Source organism: Pseudomonas sp. EU05-FHT14B02 (assembly GCF_058791055.1).
Window position 1 is genome coordinate 47,687 of record NZ_JBYTDD010000023.1, and the last position, 18,720, is coordinate 66,406.

Here is an 18,720-nt window from a genome sequence, read left to right on the forward strand (position 1 = left end):
AAGCTCGATGCAACGGTTATCCTGTCGAGCTAACGGAGGTTTTTTATGCGTATTTATAAAGTCGGCGGTGCGGTACGTGATCGCCTGCTGGGCAAACCGGTTACCGATATCGACTGGGTTGTGGTCGGCGCTACCACCGAAGAAATGCTCGCCAAGGGCTTTCGCCCGGTGGGCGCGGACTTCCCGGTGTTCCTTCATCCCAAAAGCGGTGAGGAATACGCCCTCGCCCGCACCGAGCGCAAAAGCGGACGCGGTTACGGCGGGTTCACTTTTCACGCCAGCCCTGAAGTCACCCTCGAAGAAGACCTGATCCGCCGCGACCTGACCATCAATGCCATGGCCGAGGACGATCAGCAGAACCTGACCGACCCATACCACGGCCAGCGTGATCTTGAAGCGCGCCTGCTTCGCCATGTTTCCCCGGCATTTGCCGAAGATCCACTCCGGGTCCTGCGTGTTGCCCGCTTCGCGGCGCGCTACGCGACGCTGGGTTTTACCGTTGCCCCGGAAACCCTGGCGCTGATGCGCCAACTCAGCGAGTCAGGCGAACTTGAAGCGCTGACCCCCGAGCGCAGCTGGAAGGAAATTTCCCGCGCCCTGATGGAGGATCAGCCACAGGTATTTGTTGAGGTTCTGCGCGCATGCGGCGCACTCAAGGTTCTGATACCCGAGGTCGACGCGCTGTTTGGCGTACCGCAACCACCTGCCCATCACCCGGAAATCGATACAGGTGCACATACCCTGAGCGTGTTGCAGCAAGCCGCACTATACAAACAGCCACTCACCGTGCGCTGGGCGTGTCTGCTGCACGACCTGGGCAAGGGACTGACGCCAGAGGATGAATGGCCGCGACACCTTGCCCACGAGTTCAAGGGCCTGAAGCTGATCAAAGCGGTCAATGAACGCTTCAAGGTGCCGAAGGACTGCCAGGAACTGGCGCTGCTGGTGGGCGAGTACCACACCCATGGGCATCGCGCCCTTGAGCTGAAGCCATCGACATTGCTGGAACTGTTGCAAAGCTTCGACATTTACCGTCGGCCACAGCGGTTTGAGGAGTTCATCGCCGCATGCGAGATGGACGCGCGTGGGCGCAAAGGGCTGGAAGAAAGAACTTACCCACAGGCGGATTATTTGCGCGGCGCCGCAACTGCGGCTCGTAGCGTGGCGGTTCAGCCGTTGCTGGAGAAAGGTTTCAAGGGGCCGGAGCTGGGGGAGGAGATCAAGCGCGAGCGGCTCAAGGCGTTGAAGGCTTACAAAGAGGCGACGCCTGCCTGAAAAGCTTCGCGAGCAAGCCCGCTCCCACAGAAATTGCATCGTACCTGTGGGTGCGGGCTTGCTCGCGAAGACGTCAGTAAGGTCACAACAAATCTGAAGGTGTCAGCTGTTCACCGCGCCATTCGAACGCTACTGGCGCCAACACCTGATCAATCTGCGCTTCAGCCCACAAAGTCGCAAAACTCTTGCCTGCGCCCGGGTGCACGCGATCCGGCGCTATCAACGACAACGGCCACAGAACGAACGCATTTTTCAGAATTTCTGCCCGCGGCAAGATCAAGCCATCGAAATTGCCCACCAGGTCACCGAACAACAATACGTCGATATCCAGCGGCAAACCTCGGCGATCCGGTGCGTAACGACCGTTATCCGCCTCAATGAACTTCAATCGACGATCAAGTTCCATCAGCGGCAGATCGGTATACGCCGACACCACGAAATTGAAGAACGGCCCGCTCTTGATGCCCACCGGCTGGCTTTCGAACACCGCCGAACAGCGGATATCGACAAGGAATGCCGCCAGAGCATCGAGCCCCGCCCGCAAATGGGTTTCACGCTCGATATTGCTACCGAGCCCGAGGTACACCTGAGTCAGCGACATCCGCGCTCGATCTCCACGCCCACACCGCCGGTGGCAGCCGGGACGGCCCCGGGCTTGGTCAGCTTAAGGCGCATCCAGGTGATCTTGAATTCGCTCATCAGCACTTCAACCAGGCGCTCGGCAAAGGTTTCCACCAACTGGAATTGCGCCTGCTCGGCAAACGCCTGGATGCGTGAGGAAACACTGGCGTAGTCGAGCGCCAGGGTCAGGTCATCACCGGCTGCGGCCGGGCGATTATCCCAAGCGAAGCTCAGGTCAAGACGCAAGCACTGTCGGATGCCTCGCTCCCAGTCGTAGGCACCAATCACCGTGTCGACTTCCAGGCCCTCGATAAACACTCTGTCCAAGCACTTCTCTCCGCTACACGACAAGGGCGCAATGCGCCGTTAGAATCAGGGCTTCCTCGCCCGGAATAGTTAGCATGTTTTGGTTATTGGCGATCCTCGCCTACCTGCTCGGCTCTCTGTCCTTTGCCATTTTGCTCAGCCGCTTGACCGGTAACCCCGATCCGCGAATGAGTGGCTCGGGTAATGCCGGCGCCACCAACATGTTGCGCCTGGCTGGCAAAAAACTCGCCATCCTGACCCTGCTCGGGGACCTTTGCAAAGGCCTGCTGCCGGTACTGATTGCGCGTCTTGCGGGTCTTTCGCAGCAGGAACAGGCCTGGATCGGCGTCTATGCCGTCATCGGCCATCTGTTTCCGTTGTACTTTCGCTTTCGCGGCGGCAAGGGCGTCGCCACCGCTGCCGGCATGTTGCTGGGACTGTACCCGCCCGCTGCCCTTCTGGCGGCCTGCACCTGGCTTTTGACGTTCTACCTGACCCGAACCAGCTCCCTCGCCGCACTCATCGCCACACCGCTGACCTTACCGTTGCTGGCCTGGCAAGAACCGGCCGCCCTGTTGCCCATGAGCACGCTCACCGGGCTGATCGTCTGGCGTCATCGCGGCAATCTACGCGACCTGTTTGCCGGGCGCGAACGGCATTTCTAGCCGCCGGACATGAGCACCGCTCATCACAATGCGGTCAACTGCTCCATCGGCCAACGCGCCTGCACACTGATCGCCAGGCTTTCCTGCTGACCGGCCTGCAAGCGCTGGCAGCCGGCAAAGGCAATCATCGCGCCGTTATCGGTGCAGAACTGCGCACGGGCATAAAACACATCGCCCTTCATGTCGCCGAGCATTTTCTCCAGGGAAGTGCGCAACGCCTTGTTGGCACTGACGCCCCCTGCAATCACCAGGCGCTTCATGCCAGCGGCCTTCAGGGCACGCTTGCACTTGATGGTCAAAGTCTCCACCACGGCCTGCTGGAATGCCAGCGCGATGTCGCAACGGGCTTGCTCTCCGTCGTCCCCGGCGTTGACGCACTGTTGCCAGGTGTTCAGCGCAAAGGTTTTCAGGCCGCTGAAGCTGAAATCCAGGCCCGGACGGTCGCACATCGGCCGCGGGAACACGAAACGCCCTGCAACGCCCTGTTCTGCAAGGCGAGCGATCTCCGGCCCGCCCGGATAATTGAGCCCCATCATCTTGGCCGTCTTGTCGAAGGCCTCGCCAGCGGCGTCATCCAGGGTCTCGCCCAGGAGCGTGTACTGACCGATTCCGTCGACCTGAACCAGTTGCGTGTGACCACCCGACACCAACAAAGCGACGAACGGAAATTCCGGCGGTTGCGACTCGAGCATCGGCGCCAGCAAATGGCCTTCCATGTGATGCACGCCCAGGGCCGGAATGCCCCAGGCAAAGGCCAGCGCCTGAGCACAGGAAGCCCCTACCAGCAAGGCACCCACCAGGCCAGGACCCGCGGTGTAGGCAATCGCATCGATCTCGGTCGGCACGCAGTCGGCCTCGGCCAACACCTGACGAATCAAGGGCAGCATGCGTTTGACGTGATCGCGTGAAGCCAGCTCCGGCACCACGCCACCATAGGCGCGGTGCAGGTCGATCTGACTGAACAACGCGTCGGCCAGCAGGCCGCGTTCACTGTCATATAATGCGACACCTGTTTCGTCGCAGGAGGTTTCTAATCCCAGTACTAGCATGGGTTTGCGCCTTGTTTAGGCTGAATTCGAAGGCGCGCATAATAGTCGTCGCGTGATGCCCCGACCAGCGGTTTTCGATCAGAGGCTTTGCATTCCGAGCGATGAGGGGTTAACATCCGCAACCCTTAAAAACCGACGTCTTCAAGTGCTCTTTTGCCGCGAGGATGTTGACCCCGGTAATGAATGAAGGTAGCTCTGGATGCCAGCCGTCAAAGTAAAAGAGAACGAACCCTTCGACGTAGCTCTGCGTCGTTTCAAGCGCTCCTGCGAAAAAGCCGGTGTACTGGCTGAAGTTCGTAGCCGCGAATTTTACGAGAAGCCAACTTCTGAGCGTAAGCGCAAAGCAGCAGCCGCTGTTAAGCGTCACGCCAAGAAAGTTCAGCGCGAACAGCGCCGCGCCGTTCGTCTGTACTAATACACAGACGATCGTAGCAAGCTTCTGCCAAGCCCGGCCCTCAGCCGGGCTTATGGCATTTGCGTAAAACGCTTGATGCTTCAATGTCAAAGCCGCAGACGCGACCGAGACAAATCTGCTTCACCGCGTCAGACCTGGCTCTTTTGCCAGCGGTGCACGTCTTTTCTGACGAGCCTTTCAAGGCTACTGACGAGCACACCCACTGATTCCTCTCACGACGATCAGCCCAAGGCACCTGCTTGCGTGCCAGATGATGAGCTATCCGAGGCCTATGATTGGCCGCAGCGGATTCAGCGCAACACATTCAAACAGTCGAATACTGATCGGCATTAACGTCAGTGGATTTTCGGCAGATACACTTCCCGACAGCGATTACGCAGACGACACCGGTCGAGCCGTACACTTTGCGCGCCTCAAATAATGACCGCGTTCGGGCGCCGTACGTTTCGGGTTCCTTTTCAGCGCAGATGACGAGAACGCCATGGCCGGGCTAATTCCCCAGAGCTTCATTGACGACCTTCTGAACCGCACCGACATCGTCGACGTGGTCAGCTCGCGCCTGCAACTGAAAAAAGCCGGCAAGAACCACACTGCCTGCTGCCCATTCCACAAGGAAAAGACTCCGTCGTTCAGCGTCAGCCCCGATAAGCAGTTCTATTATTGCTTCGGCTGCGGCGCTGGCGGCAATGCCCTCGGCTTCATCATGGACCACGACAACCTGGATTTCGTCCAGGCCGTCGAAGAACTGGCCAAAGCCGCCGGCATGGAAATCCCCCGCGAAGAAAGCGGCCGGCCGCACAAACCGCGACAACCGACCGATTCGCCGCTGTATCCGCTACTGAGCGCCGCTGCCGACTTTTATCGCCAGGCCCTGAAAAGCCACCCATCGCGCAAGGCTGCCGTGGAATACCTGAAAGGTCGCGGGCTGACCGGCGAAATTGCCCGGGACTTCGGCCTGGGCTTTGCTCCGCCCGGCTGGGACAACCTGTTCAAGCACTTGAGCAGCGATACCCTGCAACAAAAAGCCATGATCGATGCCGGCCTGCTGATCGAAAACGCCGAAAGCGGTAAACGCTACGACCGCTTCCGCGACCGTGTGATGTTTCCGATCCGCGACAGTCGCGGGCGCGTCATCGCCTTCGGCGGGCGGGTATTGGGCGACGACAAGCCGAAATACCTGAACTCCCCTGAAACCCCGGTTTTCCATAAAGGTCAGGAACTCTACGGCCTGTATGAAGCGCGCAAGACCAACCGCAACCTCGACGAGATCATCGTCGTCGAGGGCTATATGGACGTCATTGCCCTGGCCCAGCAAGGCCTGCGCAATGCCGTCGCGACCCTGGGCACCGCCACCAGCGAGGAACACCTCAAGCGGCTGTTTCGTGTCGTACCCAGCGTGCTGTTCTGCTTCGACGGCGACCAGGCCGGCCGCAATGCGGCATGGCGGGCGCTGGAGGCGACACTTTCGAGCCTGCAGGACGGTCGTCGCGCACGCTTTTTGTTCCTGCCCGAAGGCGAGGACCCGGACACTCTGGTCCGCTCCGAAGGCACCGACGCCTTTCGCGCGCGGATCAACCAGCACGCGCAGCCACTGGCCGATTACTTCTTCCAGCAACTGACAGAAGAAGCCGACCCGCGCTCGCTTGAGGGCAAGGCCCATATGGCCACCCTCGCCGCGCCGCTGATCGACAAAGTCCCGGGCGCCAACCTGCGCACCCTGATGCGTCAGCGTCTGAGCGAAATTACCGGCCTGAGCGGTGAAGCGGTCAGTCAGCTGGCACAAAGCGCCCCGCAAGAAGCACCGCCGACCTACGACCCGGGGATCGATTACGACGCGATACCCGATTACAGCGACTATCATCAGCCGCAGGCACAGGAAATGTATGTGCCGCAGCAGGAATGGACGCCGAAGAAACCCGGTGCAGGAGGCAAGAAATGGGACAAGAAACCGTGGGACAAGAATGGCAAACGGGGCGGTGATCGTGATCAACCCCGCGTGCCACGGGTGCCCGCCGCCGTAGAACCGCCAACCCTCGCCGCCTTGCGCACGCTGCTGCATCACCCGCAACTGGCCGAAAAAGTCGAGGATGCCGGGCATTTCGCCGCCGAGGATCACACCAACACGCAACTGCTGGTGGCGCTGCTCGAAGCTGTACAGAAGAATCCCAAGCTAAACTCCATTCAACTGATTGCGCGTTGGCACGGCACAGAACAAGGCCGCTTGCTCAAGGCCTTGGCGGAAAAGGAATGGCTGATTGATGGAGATAACCTTGAACAACAGTTTTTCGACACCATTACTAGCTTGTCAGCCCGCCAACGCGAGCGAAACCTGGAACAACTTCTGCGAAAAGCGCGTCAAAGCGAATTGACCAGCGAAGAGAAAAATCAACTGCGCGACCTCTTGAGTCGCAATGTTTCCGCATCAAACCCGACCTCAACTGGCGCGTGAGGTCATAGCTCAGGTATAATCCTCGGCTTGTTTTTTGCCCGCCAAGACCTTCAGTGGATAGGGTGTTATGTCCGGAAAAGCGCAACAGCAGTCTCGTATCAAAGAGTTGATCACACTTGGTCGTGAGCAGGGCTACCTGACTTACGCGGAGGTCAACGACCACCTGCCGGAGGATATTTCAGATCCGGAACAGGTGGAAGACATCATCCGCATGATCAATGACATGGGGATCAACGTATTCGAGGTTGCGCCAGATAAGGATTCCCTTATGCTGGCCGACGCCGATACCGACGAAGCCGCAGCCGAAGAGGCCGCTGCAGCGTTGGCTGCGGTCGAGACCGACATTGGTCGCACTACCGACCCGGTGCGCATGTACATGCGCGAAATGGGTACGGTGGAGCTCCTCACGCGTGAAGGCGAAATCGAAATCGCCAAGCGTATTGAAGAGGGCATCCGTGAGGTGATGAGCGCAATCGCGCACTTCCCTGGCACGGTTGATCATATTCTCTCCGAGTACACCCGCGTCACCACCGAAGGTGGTCGCCTGTCCGACGTTCTGAGCGGTTATATCGACCCTGACGACGGTATCGCGCCGCCTGCGGCAGAAGTGCCGCCGCCAATTGACGCGAAAGCCGTCAAGGCGGATGACGATTCCGACGACGAAGAGGGTGAAGCCTCCGATGACGAGGAAGAAGCCGAAAGCGGTCCGGATCCGATCATCGCCGCACAGCGCTTTGGCGCTGTGGCCGATCAGATGGAAATCACCCGCAAGGCGCTGAAAAAGCACGGTCGCAACAACAAGGCAGCAATTGCCGAGCTGTTGGCCCTGGCCGAGTTGTTCATGCCGATCAAACTGGTGCCGAAGCAATTCGAAGGCCTGGTCGAGCGTGTTCGCAGCGCCCTGGATCGCCTGCGTCAGCAAGAGCGTGCAATCATGCAGCTCTGCGTTCGTGATGCGCGCATGCCGCGCGCCGACTTCCTGCGCCAGTTCCCGGGCAACGAAGTCGACGAAAGCTGGAGTGATGCCCTGGCCAAAGGCAAAGGCAAATACGCTGAAGCCATTGGTCGTCTGCAGCCGGACATCATCCGTTGCCAGCAGAAGCTGACCGCGCTGGAAACCGAAACCGGTTTGACCATCGCCGAGATCAAGGACATCAACCGTCGCATGTCGATCGGTGAGGCCAAGGCCCGCCGCGCGAAGAAAGAGATGGTTGAAGCCAACTTGCGTCTGGTGATCTCCATCGCCAAGAAGTACACCAACCGTGGCCTGCAATTCCTCGATCTGATCCAGGAAGGCAACATCGGCTTGATGAAAGCGGTAGACAAGTTCGAATACCGTCGCGGCTACAAATTCTCGACTTATGCCACCTGGTGGATCCGTCAGGCGATCACTCGCTCGATCGCCGACCAGGCCCGCACCATCCGTATTCCGGTGCACATGATCGAGACGATCAACAAGCTCAACCGCATTTCCCGCCAGATGTTGCAGGAAATGGGTCGCGAACCGACCCCGGAAGAGCTGGGCGAACGCATGGAAATGCCTGAGGACAAGATCCGCAAGGTATTGAAGATCGCAAAAGAGCCGATCTCCATGGAAACCCCGATCGGTGATGACGAAGACTCCCATCTGGGTGACTTCATCGAAGACTCGACCATGCAGTCGCCAATCGATGTTGCAACCGTTGAGAGCCTTAAAGAAGCGACTCGCGAAGTACTGTCCGGCCTCACTGCCCGTGAAGCCAAGGTACTGCGCATGCGTTTCGGTATCGACATGAATACCGACCACACCCTTGAGGAGGTTGGTAAGCAGTTCGACGTGACCCGTGAGCGGATTCGTCAGATCGAAGCCAAGGCGCTGCGCAAGCTGCGCCACCCGACGAGAAGCGAGCATCTGCGCTCCTTCCTCGACGAGTGATCACAGAACCCCCGGCCCAGGCCGGGGGTTTTGCTTTGTACAGATTAAATCCCCCTGCTTCCCACCTCCGCCCTGTAGCCGTCTACACTCGAAACATTCCCCCGAGCCATAACGAGACCGTTATGCCCAGACTGCCGACCGTGCTTTTTTTGCTGTCGCTGATGACCTGGACCGCAACGGCTGGCGCGCTGACTCTCACTGACGAAGAACGTAGCTGGTTGGCGGCTCACCCGGAATTGCGCCTGGGTGTTGATGCGTCGTGGCCGCCCTTCGAATTTCGTGACGATGAGGGCCGCTACCAGGGCCTTGCCGCGGATTACATTGAGGTCATCCGCAAAAGGCTGGCAACCCGGCTCACGCCCATCGAGCCGGTGAGTTGGACCGCCGTCCTGGAACAGGCTAAAAAGGGCAAGCTGGACCTGCTGCCGGGCATCATGTCGACCCCGGAACGCCAGAATTACCTGTCGTTCACCCGCCCCTATCTGGATTTTCCGATTGTCATCCTGGCCCATGTCGGGGGCCCTCAGCCACATAACCTGAAAGACCTGTACGGCCTGAAAATCGCAGTGGTGGAAAACTACGCCCCTCATGAACTGCTGCGCACCCACCATCCCGACTTGAACCTTGTAGCGATGCCCAACGTCAGTTCGGCGCTGCAGGCGCTAGCCACCGACGAAGTAGACGCAGTGGTAGGCGATCTGGCGTCCAGCGTCTGGAGCCTGCGCCAACTCAAGCTCGATGGGCTGTATGTCAGCGGTGAAACGCCCTATCGCTATCAACTGGCAATGGGTGTACCACGCAACAACAAGATGCTGGTCGGCATTCTCGACAAAGTCCTGGCGGACATGAGCCCGGCTGAAATCAGCGCCATTCAGGAGCATTGGGTCGGTAACGTCCTCGATCATCGAACTTTCTGGAGTGACTTGCTGGTATACGGCCTGCCCGGATTGCTGCTGCTGACTACCGTGCTGGCGGTGGTTATCCGCATCAACCGCCGCTTGAGCTCGGAAATCGCCCGCCGGGTCGACCTTGAACAGGAACTGCGCAGCAGCGAATACCACTACCGCGGCCTGGTGGAGAGCCTGTCGGCAATCGCCTGGGAAGCAAAAGTCACGGACTTCACCTACAGCTATGTATCGCCCCACGCCGAAGACCTTCTCGGTTATCCCCTGTCCCATTGGCTGATTCCAGGCTTCTGGCGCAACATCATTCACCCCGCCGACCTGACCCGAGCCCAAACCTTCTGCGATCACGAAGTACTGGCCGGGCGCGATCACCGCCTCGATTACCGAGTGATCACCGCCGACGGCCGCTGCCTGTGGGTGCGAGATATCGTCAGCCTGATCGAGCACGGGCATGAGCCGGTGCTGCGCGGCTTGATGATCGATATCACCGACGCCAAGCGCACTGAAGAAGCACTGCGCCTGTCGGAACAGAAATTTGCCTCCGTGTTCCAGCAATGCCCGGACATTCTGGTGATCGCGCGCCTGAGCGACGGTTGCCTGCTGGAGGTCAACGAAGCGTTCGAGGAGCAAATCGGCCTCAAGGCCGAGGACGTCATTGGCCAGACCGCCACCAACCTGAACATCTGGGGGATTCCCGGTGTCGGCCCGGGCCTGCTGCAACGCTTGCAAGCCGGCAGCATCCGTAACCTGGAAATGCCCTTTCGCCGCAGCAACGGCCAGGTGTTTACCGGCCTGATCTCCGCCGAGCCGTTCGACCTCGACATGACACCGGCGCTGGTAGTCGTGGTGCGGGACATCACCCAACTCAAGGAGACCCAGCAACAGCTGCAAACGTCCGAAGAAAAATTCGCCAAGGCCTTCCATGCCTCCCCCGACGGTTTGCTGCTGTCACGGCAAAGCGATGGCTTGCTGTTGGAGGTTAACGACGGTTTTAGCCGCATCACCGGGTTCAACAGCGCCATGTCGGTGGATCGTTCGGCGCTGGACCTGGGGATCTGGGTCAACCTCAATGAACGCAAGCAAATGCTCGACCTGCTGCGCCGCGATGGTTTTGTCCGCGACTTCAGCTGCCATATCCGACGCAGCGACGGGCAGATCCGACTCTGTGAAGTGTCCAGCCGACCACTGCCGATTGGCGATGACGACTGCATGCTGACCATCGCCCGGGACATCACCGAGCGGCACCTGATGCAGGAAAAACTGCAACAGGCCGCCACCGTGTTCGAAAGCACCGCCGAAGGCGTATTGATCACCGACACCCAACAGCACATCAGCGCGGTCAACCGTGCTTTCACCGAAATCACCGGTTACAGCGAAAGCGAAGCCCTGGGCCACACGCCACGCCTGCTCGCCTCGGGCCTGCATGACAGCGCGTTCTACGCGGCCATGTGGCATCAATTGACCGCCGAAGGCCACTGGCAAGGCGAGATTTCCAACCGACGCAAGAATGGCGAGCTGTATCCAAGCTGGCTGACCATCAGTGCCGTGCGCAACCGGGAGAACTTCATCACCCACTTTGTCGCGGTGTTCGCCGACATTTCCAGCCTCAAGCATGCCCAGGCCAAACTCGACTACCAGGCACACCACGACCCGTTGACCGGCCTGCCGAACCGCACGCTGTTCGAAAGCCGTCTGCTGACGGCGCTCAACAGCCAGCAGGAAAACGGCGGCCAGGGCGCAGTGCTGTTCCTCGACCTCGACCGCTTCAAACACATCAACGACAGCCTCGGCCACCCGGTCGGCGACCTGCTGCTCAAGGGCATTGCCGTGCGCCTCAAGGAGCAGTTGCGTGACATCGACACCGTGGCGCGCCTGGGGGGTGACGAATTCATTATCCTGCTGCCGGGCCTGCAACAATCCAGCGATGCCGACCACATCGCCACCAAACTGCTCAACTGTTTCGCCGCGCCGTTCCAGGCCGGTGAGCACGAGTTCTTCATCAGCGCCAGCATCGGCACCAGCCTCTATCCGAAGGATGGCTGCGACGTTGCCACACTGATCAAGAACGCCGACGCCGCGATGTACCGCTCCAAGGCCAAGGGCCGCAACCGTGTCGAAAGCTACACCCGCGACCTCACCGCCCAGGCCAGCGAACGCGTGGCGCTGGAACACGAACTGCGCCGTGCCATCGAGCGCAACGAGTTGCGCCTGTGCTACCAACCGAAAATCAGCCTCGAAGACTACAGCCTGGTCGGCGCCGAAGCCCTGATCCGCTGGCACCATCCGACCTTTGGCGACGTGCCCCGGGAACACTTCATCCCACTGGCCGAAGAAAACGGCATGATCCTGCAAATCGGCGACTGGGTCCTGGAAACCGCCTGCCGGCAGATGGCCGAATGGCACCGGCTGTACGAAAATCCCGGCCCGCTGTCGGTCAACCTGGCCGGTGCCCAACTACGCCAACCCAACCTGCTGGGTCGCATCGAACAGTTGCTCAAGGACAACGGTCTCAACCCCGGTTTCCTTCAACTGGAAATCACCGAAAACTTCATCATGAGCCAGGCAGAGGAAGCGCTGGCGGTATTGCATCAACTCAAACAACTGGGCGTGCAACTGGCCATCGATGACTTCGGCACCGGCTACTCGTCCTTGAGTTACCTCAAGCGCCTGCCGCTGGACATCCTCAAGATCGACCAGTCCTTCGTCCGCGGCCTGCCGGACGATCCCCACGACGCGGCGATCGTCCGCGCCATCATCGCCCTCGGACGCAGCATGCAGTTCACCGTGATTGCCGAAGGAGTCGAGACCCACGCGCAACAGCAATTCCTCGCCGCCGAAGGCTGTGAACAAATCCAGGGCTACATCGTCAGCCTGCCCCTACCCCCCGACGAATTTGCCGCAACGTTTCTTCGTACAGCAGTAAAGGCTTTTTCGGATAGCACAGTCGCAAAACCGTCGCTATAATCCGCGACCTACTGAGGGCCTATAGCTCAGTTGGTTAGAGCAGAGGACTCATAATCCTTTGGTCCACGGTTCAAGTCCGTGTGGGCCCACCAAACAAGAAAGCCGCGTTTTTACGCGGCCTTCATCAGATTGGCTCCATCGAAGCGACTGACCGGATGAGATTGAGCGCTTCCCAGCGGCGAAAGCCGTAACCGCGCAAGGTGGTTCGCAAGTGGTGTCCGGATCTGTTTTACCGAATCGAAGAAGACGCCTATGGCGTCTTTTTTCGTTTCTGCCTCTAACGTTTGGTCGAACTCGGTTGCCGACAGTCCAATCAAAAAGCCGCGTAATAGGCGGCTTTTTCGTGTCTGGCGTTTGGTTTTGTTTACTTAAGGTCTCGCTTTATTAGATGACGCCTTAGGACCTTGTAGGCAAACTCCGAATCTTCTATTTGGGCACTTTGCCGCCTTGTTGCGCTTTTCTTTGACGGGATAGTCTTTGGACGTCGCTGACCAATCAGCGATCGGGCGTGGTAACCCGGAGAAACCAGCGCAACTGTGCCTTCATCATGAATTCAGACGCTTAAGTCTGTGATCTTGAGTTATGGCGGCTGTGCGTGGGACGCCTTAGGGCGTGCCGGTTTCCTCGGTTCCCGGTTTACCACCCTGCGTACAGCTGCCACCTTTTCGTGTGGTAACGAAAGTGGCAGCTCCTCGAACCTAGGAGCAAAATAATGTCCGAAGCGAATCCGCCCTTACCTTCAGAACTCAAAACCATCGGCTTCACCCCCTTCATCTACTGCAAAAACCAAGCGCTATTCCACGTCAGTCGCGGCGTCCCCCTTGCCGAAGCATTAGCTCAGGCCTCCGATCTGTTGTATCTCGCCAAGGGGTTGACCATGGACGCCGCCTACGGCAAAGACACCGACCAACGCGCCTGGGCGGCGCACTACCTGACAGCCATGAGCAAGGCAGTGATTGATGATGTGACGAAGGTGCTGGAACGCGGGCCTGTTCAAACGAGAAAGGAAGCAGCCCCATCGAAAAACAGATAATCACGGCAGAGTTGATAATTCCCCAAAAGGGACCTATCGTTCCCTTTTTGGGACTTATTGAGTCGACCATGCCTGCCATCCCGCTAAGCGATGCTCTCTTTACTGCCACCCAGCAAAAAGTACTGGGCATGTTGTATGGCAAACCGGATCAGAGCTTCTATGCCAATGAAATATCCCGCTGGGCGCAGGTCGGCAAGGGCAGCCTGATGCGTGAGCTGGAGCGTCTGCATGGCGCAGGCATTCTCACCATGAGTCGACGGGGTAATCAGACACACTACCAGGCCAACCCTGAGTGCCCCATCTATGTTGAATTGCTTGGGATAGTGCGTAAAACTTTTGGCATAGCAGAGCAGCTGCGTGCGGCATTGTCTCCACTGTCTGATCAGTTGGTATGGGCGTTCATCTATGGCTCCATTGCCAAGGGTAACGAGCATGCAGGCAGTGACATTGACCTGATGTTGATTGGCGAAAATCTCAGTTACAGCGACTTGATGGAACGGGTACTACCCGTAGAGGAACAACTAGGCCGCACCATTAACCCAACGCTCTACACCCTGGCCGACTGGCAAGCCAAGAAGGCGGCCGGCAACAGTTTTGTAGTGCGGGTTGAACAACAGGACAAAATTGATTTGATTGGCCGCAATCCAGCAGAGGTAGCCGATGGGCAGTAACGAAAATCTGGAGAACCTGGTGCGTAGCGGCGGCCTCAAAGCCGAACCTCCAGATCGCAAGGAATGTGAAGGACTGCTTAGATCGGCCACGGACCGTTTGAAGGATGCTCACAGTTCGGCCCTGTCCTTCGCCAGTCGCTTCGACCTCGCCTACAACGCTGCACATGCCCTGGCACTGACGGCCATGCGTCTACAGGGTTTTCGCTCTGACCGCCGTTATCTGGTGTTTCAGTGCCTTGTACATACTCTCGGTCTGAACAAAATCCAGGTACGCCTGTTTGCGCTTTGTCACGAGCGCCGCAATCTGGCTGAGTACGAAGGTTATATGGATGTGGACGAAACCCTTCTGGCTGAGCTACTAGGGGCGACTGATGCACTGTTGCTACGGGTACAAGACACAATGTTTGATAGCAAATAACACTTCAGCTCTTCGTTATTTCCAGTACTGAACGGCATCACTGCAACTGTCAGTCCAAACACGTAACGAAGGGATGGCCTGCACCGCCCGCAACCGTTCCAGCATCAGCCCGGTGTACACAACCTCATACGTATCCGCCCCCCGCCCCCATTGCTCAACGAGCACCATGCCGTCGACCAATGTCGCCGCCAATTCGGCAATCGTCCCGGCCTGATCTTCGATAATTCCTTGAGTCCGAATCCAAACCCGATCTATCATCGCTTTAAGCTCCGCCGCTATCTGCTCAGACGACGTAGGATCGGTATCGGGGCAAGTGATATTGCGCAGCAGATGCTGAAGCTCCCTGATTTTTGCGTAATCCTGTTCCGCCCCCTGCCCACCTTTGAGGATGGCTGTGGCTTTCGGCTTGTCGACGCGTTTGGCGGCTGAAGGTTTTGAAGGCATTGTTTGCGCCATTGCGCCAGCCAGGAGCACCATCATCCGGGCTTCCAGATACTCCTTCATGGCTTCTATCGACGAAATCGGGCGCACCAGCGTAATGCAGGCCCCTCCCTGGTGCCGCAGATCCATAGTCACTGTCAGGGTCACGCCGCCCGTTTCAAACCCCAGGGCGCGGGCCACGACGTAGTGGCCCATTTCGTGATGGGCGATCTGCAGGGCATGATCGCGTACTGCGGGGGGCATCTTCCTCGTCATATCCATTGCCTCGGAACCTTCGTTCTCGCATTCGACTACGAGTGACGGTCGCTGTCCATCCTGTCGCCCCGCACAATAATGTAGGAGCGAGCCTGCTCGCGATGGACTTGAACGCACCGCGTCCATCCAGACAGCAAGCGTTATCGTTCACGACCTTCGCGAGCAAGCTCGCTCCTACATCACCTTAATTTGGGCAAAGCGTAGGCAATCACATAATCCCCACGATCGGTCGACTGCCGCGCACCACCCACCGTCAGCAGGATGTACTGCTTGCCGGTTTTCGGCGATACGTAAGTCATCGGCCCGGACTGGCTGCCCACTGGCAAACGCGACTTCCAGATTTCGTTGCCGTTGCCAGTGTCGAAGGCGCGCAGGTAGAAGTCCTGGGTGCCGGCGAAGAACAGCAGGCCCGACTGGGTGGCCAGCGAAGCGCCGAGGGTCGGCATGCCGATCGGGATCGGCAGGTGCATGCGGATGCCCAGCGGGCCGGTGTCTTGCACGGTGCCGACCGGGACTTGCCACATCAGCTTGTGGGTCTTGAGGTCGATGGCCGACATGGTGCCGAACGGTGGTTTCTGGCACGGAATGCCGACCGCCGAGAGGAAGCGCTCGCGCATGGCGCCGAACGGCGTGCCTTCCTGCGGTACCACGCCCATTTCGATACCGCTAGCCCCGGCTTTGATCTTGTCGCGCGGGATCATGTAGTTGGCCAGGCCCAGGCGCATGTCGTTGACGAACATGTAGTGGGTGTTCGGATCAACCGAGACGCTGCCCCAGTTCATGCCGCCCAGCGAGCCGGGGAATTGCAGGGCGCGGTCCATGCCCGGCGGGGTGTAGACGCCTTCGTGACGCATGCCTTTGAACTGGATGCGGCACATCAACTGGTCAAACGGCGTGGCGCCCCACATGTCGGATTCGGTCAGGGTCTTGTTGCCGATTGACGGCATGTCCACCGAGAACGGCTGGGTTGGCGAGTAGCGTTCGCCGGGAACCTTGCCTTGCGGCACCGGGCGCTCTTCGACGCGGGCGATAGGCACGCCGGTTTCGCGGTTTAGCAGGAAGATCTCGCCCTGCTTGGTGACTTGCGCCAGGGCTGGCTGGGTGCCGCCCTTGTTGTCCAGCACGTCGTACAGCAGTGGTTGTGCCGGCAGGTCAAAGTCCCACAGGTCGTGGTGAGTGGTTTGGAAGTGCCAGCGTACCTGGCCGGTCTTCACATCGATAGCGACGATAGACGAGCTCCACTTGTCGTCGAACTCGGTACGTTGGCCGCCGAAGAAGTCTGGCGTCGCGTTGCCAGTCGGCAGGTACACCAGACCGAGCCTGGCGTCGTAGGACATGGCCGACCACACGTTCGGCGTGCCACGGGTGTAGGTCTCGCCAGCAGGTGGGCGTTTGGTGGTGTTCGGGTTGCCCGGGTCCCATGCCCATACCAGTTCACCACTGCGTACGTCGTAGGCGCGGACTACACCCGGTGGTTCGCCGGTGGAGTAGTTATCGGCCACGCGACCGCCGACGATCACTACGTCCCCAGCGACCAATGGGGTCGAGGTTTGCTGGTAGTAACCGGGCTTCACTTCGCCCATGTCAGTGGTCAGGTCAACGGTGCCTTTGTTGCCGAACTCTACGCAGGGCTTGCCGGTGTCGGCGTTGATGGCAATCAGACGCGCGTCGCCGGTCGGCAGAAACAGACGTTTCGTACAGGCTGTTGGCTGATTGTCCGAAGACACCGGGGTTTCGGAGTAACCCAGGCCACGGCAACGCTGCCAGTTGGGCGCGGTGCCTTGCGGGTCGAACTTCCAGCGCTGGGCGCCGGTGTCGGCATCCAGGGCGAAGACTTTGCCGTAGGCGGTGCAGGTGTAGACGGTATCACCGATTTGCAGTGGAGTGTTCTGGTCTTCGGCGCCGGCACCGGTGCTTTGCGGAATATCGCCGGTGCGGAAGGTCCAGGCGACCTGCAATTTGTCGATGTTGCCCTTGTTGATCTGGTCCAGGGCCGCAAAGCGATTACCGGCGGTAGTGTTGCCCCAGTGCGCCCAGTCTTTCTGTTCGGTGCCCGGAGTGACCGGCGTTACCGCAGGTTCGGTGGTGGCCTTGACCACGTGGGTCGGCACGAACATGTAGGCCATCGTCGCAACGACTGCGACACCCAAAATGCCAGCCAGACCATATGCGCCACGCCCGCCGGTCGCGCCCGAAGCACGGACCAGGGTCGGATAGCTCAGCGCCACAACCAGACCGATCACGGCAAAGGTCAGTACCCGTGAGACCAGCGGCCAGTATTCGAGGCCCGCATCCCAAACGGCCCAAATCGCAGTGAGGACCAACGCCACACCATACAGCCAGGCGCCGAGCGGCTTGCGCCGGGCAATCATCAACCCGGACGCCAGCATCGCCAGCCCCATCAGCAGGAAGTACCAACTGCCGCCCAGCGCGATCAGATAGCCACCGCCACCGGCCAGGCCGAGCCCGATCAGTGCAATCAGCACACCCAGCCCCGCCAGCAACCATTTACCGCCGGCGGCAGCCCCAGAATTGTTCATGTCGGAAATTTTCCCCATTTGTGACAAGGGCGGAATAATGTACTACCTAGTTACTTATGGCAATTTGTCGCAAGCAAAAATGTCATGAACGGTGATTGAGGCTAGATCAAATCTCCGTCGCGAGCGTCCTGTAGAAACTGCCTGTAACATGCTTGCGCACTGATCCATGCCGCTGGAGATAACCCTTTGCCTGACATTCGCACGCCTGTTCTCGATGAAATCGACCGCCAATTGATTGCCGCCCTGCAGATCAACGCCCGCGAGAGCGTGGCTATGCTCGCCCGGCAATTGGGCATTGCCCGTACCACAGTGACTTCGCGCCTGGCGCGGCTGGAAAAGGCCAAGGTGATTACCGGTTACGGTGTTCGCCTCGGACAGCGGGTGGTGGATGGCGGGTTGCAGGCGTATGTGGGGATCACCGTGCAACCACGCTCCGGCAAGGAGGTGCTGCGGCGCCTGAGCGCGATGGCGCAGGTGCAGCAGTTGTGTGCGGTGAGTGGCGAATTTGATTATGTGGCGTGGTTGCGCACCGATTCGCCGGAGCAACTGGATCAGTTGCTGGACCAGATTGGCAGTGTGGATGGGGTGGAGAAGACCACGACTTCGATCATCTTGAGCAGCAAGATTGATCGGGGGCAGCCGGTTTGAGTTTCTGCCTGTAGTTTTTTGGGTGCCAGAGCTGGCCTCTTCGCGGGCAAGCCCGCTCCCACAATGGTCAGTGTGCATTGATATATCGTCATACTGATCAAACTAATAGCAAAATGACGACACTTTGCGTCTTATTAACGTGTTCCGTGC

The 18,720-nt window shown here is 59.1% G+C and carries 15 protein-coding genes and 1 tRNA gene; 11 read left to right on the plus strand and 5 right to left on the minus strand.

Features of this window, described 5'->3' with window-relative positions; all coding sequences use genetic code 11:
• Positions 1-45: 45 nt before the first annotated feature.
• The gene (locus tag AC3WTM_RS20515) at positions 46-1,275 is read left to right on the plus strand and encodes a multifunctional CCA addition/repair protein (RefSeq protein WP_102670871.1); all 1,230 of its coding nucleotides are present in this window, start codon (positions 46-48) and stop codon (positions 1,273-1,275) included.
• 82 nt (positions 1,276-1,357) lie between these two features.
• On the opposite strand, the gene folK is transcribed toward AC3WTM_RS20515, so the two are convergent.
• On the minus strand, positions 1,358-1,876 hold the full coding sequence (gene folK / locus AC3WTM_RS20520) for a 2-amino-4-hydroxy-6-hydroxymethyldihydropteridine diphosphokinase (RefSeq protein WP_102670870.1): 519 nt from the start codon (positions 1,874-1,876) through the stop codon (positions 1,358-1,360).
• A complete protein-coding gene (folB, locus tag AC3WTM_RS20525; RefSeq protein ID WP_008051601.1) occupies positions 1,867-2,223 on the minus strand; it encodes a dihydroneopterin aldolase in 357 nt (118 codons plus the stop codon). Before folB ends, folK begins: the two co-directional genes overlap by 10 nt.
• A 74-nt stretch (positions 2,224-2,297) precedes the next feature.
• Between folB and plsY the strand changes: the two genes are divergently transcribed.
• On the plus strand, positions 2,298-2,867 hold the full coding sequence (plsY, locus tag AC3WTM_RS20530; protein WP_102670869.1) for a glycerol-3-phosphate 1-O-acyltransferase PlsY: 570 nt from the start codon (positions 2,298-2,300) through the stop codon (positions 2,865-2,867).
• A gap of 23 nt (positions 2,868-2,890) precedes the next feature.
• Here the strand turns inward: plsY and tsaD are convergent, their stop codons facing one another.
• Positions 2,891-3,916, minus strand: coding sequence for a tRNA (adenosine(37)-N6)-threonylcarbamoyltransferase complex transferase subunit TsaD (tsaD, locus tag AC3WTM_RS20535; RefSeq protein ID WP_057713063.1), 1,026 nt, complete (start codon positions 3,914-3,916; stop codon positions 2,891-2,893).
• Positions 3,917-4,115: 199 nt separating this feature from the next.
• Between tsaD and rpsU the strand changes: the two genes are divergently transcribed.
• From rpsU to AC3WTM_RS20575, 8 genes are all read left to right on the plus strand, one after another.
• A complete protein-coding gene (rpsU, locus tag AC3WTM_RS20540) occupies positions 4,116-4,331 on the plus strand; it encodes a 30S ribosomal protein S21 (RefSeq protein WP_002551877.1) in 216 nt (71 codons plus the stop codon).
• A 481-nt stretch (positions 4,332-4,812) separates the two neighbouring features.
• A complete protein-coding gene (gene dnaG / locus AC3WTM_RS20545) occupies positions 4,813-6,780 on the plus strand; it encodes a DNA primase (protein WP_102670868.1) in 1,968 nt (655 codons plus the stop codon).
• A gap of 67 nt (positions 6,781-6,847) precedes the next feature.
• Positions 6,848-8,695 carry an RNA polymerase sigma factor RpoD gene (gene rpoD / locus AC3WTM_RS20550; protein WP_057713062.1) on the plus strand — a complete coding sequence of 616 codons (1,848 nt, stop codon included), beginning with the start codon at positions 6,848-6,850 and terminating at the stop codon, positions 8,693-8,695.
• Positions 8,696-8,817: 122 nt separating this feature from the next.
• Entirely contained in the window at positions 8,818-12,564 is a 3,747-nt protein-coding gene (locus tag AC3WTM_RS20555) for a bifunctional diguanylate cyclase/phosphodiesterase (protein ID WP_102670867.1), read from the plus strand.
• Between the two features lie 15 nt (positions 12,565-12,579).
• A tRNA-Ile gene (locus AC3WTM_RS20560) sits at positions 12,580-12,656 on the plus strand.
• Positions 12,657-13,276: 620 nt separating this feature from the next.
• Entirely contained in the window at positions 13,277-13,597 is a 321-nt protein-coding gene (locus AC3WTM_RS20565) for a DUF3077 domain-containing protein (RefSeq protein WP_102670866.1), read from the plus strand.
• A gap of 68 nt (positions 13,598-13,665) precedes the next feature.
• Entirely contained in the window at positions 13,666-14,268 is a 603-nt protein-coding gene (locus AC3WTM_RS20570; protein WP_102670865.1) for a nucleotidyltransferase domain-containing protein, read from the plus strand.
• Positions 14,258-14,686, plus strand: a complete 429-nt coding sequence (locus AC3WTM_RS20575) for a hypothetical protein (protein WP_102670864.1) — start codon at positions 14,258-14,260, stop codon at positions 14,684-14,686. Before AC3WTM_RS20570 ends, AC3WTM_RS20575 begins: the two co-directional genes overlap by 11 nt.
• Positions 14,687-14,701: 15 nt before the next feature.
• Here the strand turns inward: AC3WTM_RS20575 and AC3WTM_RS20580 are convergent, their stop codons facing one another.
• Positions 14,702-15,382, minus strand: coding sequence for a zinc metalloprotease (locus AC3WTM_RS20580; protein ID WP_102670863.1), 681 nt, complete (start codon positions 15,380-15,382; stop codon positions 14,702-14,704).
• Positions 15,383-15,561: 179 nt separating this feature from the next.
• A complete protein-coding gene (locus tag AC3WTM_RS20585) occupies positions 15,562-17,922 on the minus strand; it encodes a glucose/quinate/shikimate family membrane-bound PQQ-dependent dehydrogenase (RefSeq protein WP_102670861.1) in 2,361 nt (786 codons plus the stop codon).
• A gap of 186 nt (positions 17,923-18,108) precedes the next feature.
• Here AC3WTM_RS20585 and AC3WTM_RS20590 point away from each other — a divergent pair, with 186 nt between their 5' ends.
• On the plus strand, positions 18,109-18,570 hold the full coding sequence (locus tag AC3WTM_RS20590; protein WP_102670860.1) for an Lrp/AsnC family transcriptional regulator: 462 nt from the start codon (positions 18,109-18,111) through the stop codon (positions 18,568-18,570).
• Positions 18,571-18,720: the final 150 nt, after the last annotated feature.

Excerpts from the sequence above, each read along its gene's own strand:
- AC3WTM_RS20515 (WP_102670871.1), top strand. The coding sequence starts at position 46 with ATGCGTATTTATAAAGTCGGCGGTGCGGTACGTGATCGCCTGCTGGGC.
- folK (WP_102670870.1), bottom strand. The coding sequence starts at position 1,876 with ATGTCGCTGACTCAGGTGTACCTCGGGCTCGGTAGCAATATCGAGCGT.
- plsY (WP_102670869.1), top strand. The coding sequence starts at position 2,298 with ATGTTTTGGTTATTGGCGATCCTCGCCTACCTGCTCGGCTCTCTGTCC.
- tsaD (WP_057713063.1), bottom strand. The coding sequence starts at position 3,916 with ATGCTAGTACTGGGATTAGAAACCTCCTGCGACGAAACAGGTGTCGCA.
- rpsU (WP_002551877.1), top strand. The coding sequence starts at position 4,116 with ATGCCAGCCGTCAAAGTAAAAGAGAACGAACCCTTCGACGTAGCTCTG.
- dnaG (WP_102670868.1), top strand. The coding sequence starts at position 4,813 with ATGGCCGGGCTAATTCCCCAGAGCTTCATTGACGACCTTCTGAACCGC.
- rpoD (WP_057713062.1), top strand. The coding sequence starts at position 6,848 with ATGTCCGGAAAAGCGCAACAGCAGTCTCGTATCAAAGAGTTGATCACA.
- AC3WTM_RS20555 (WP_102670867.1), top strand. The coding sequence starts at position 8,818 with ATGCCCAGACTGCCGACCGTGCTTTTTTTGCTGTCGCTGATGACCTGG.
- AC3WTM_RS20565 (WP_102670866.1), top strand. The coding sequence starts at position 13,277 with ATGTCCGAAGCGAATCCGCCCTTACCTTCAGAACTCAAAACCATCGGC.
- AC3WTM_RS20570 (WP_102670865.1), top strand. The coding sequence starts at position 13,666 with ATGCCTGCCATCCCGCTAAGCGATGCTCTCTTTACTGCCACCCAGCAA.
- AC3WTM_RS20575 (WP_102670864.1), top strand. The coding sequence starts at position 14,258 with ATGGGCAGTAACGAAAATCTGGAGAACCTGGTGCGTAGCGGCGGCCTC.
- AC3WTM_RS20580 (WP_102670863.1), bottom strand. The coding sequence starts at position 15,382 with ATGACGAGGAAGATGCCCCCCGCAGTACGCGATCATGCCCTGCAGATC.
- AC3WTM_RS20585 (WP_102670861.1), bottom strand. The coding sequence starts at position 17,922 with ATGAACAATTCTGGGGCTGCCGCCGGCGGTAAATGGTTGCTGGCGGGG.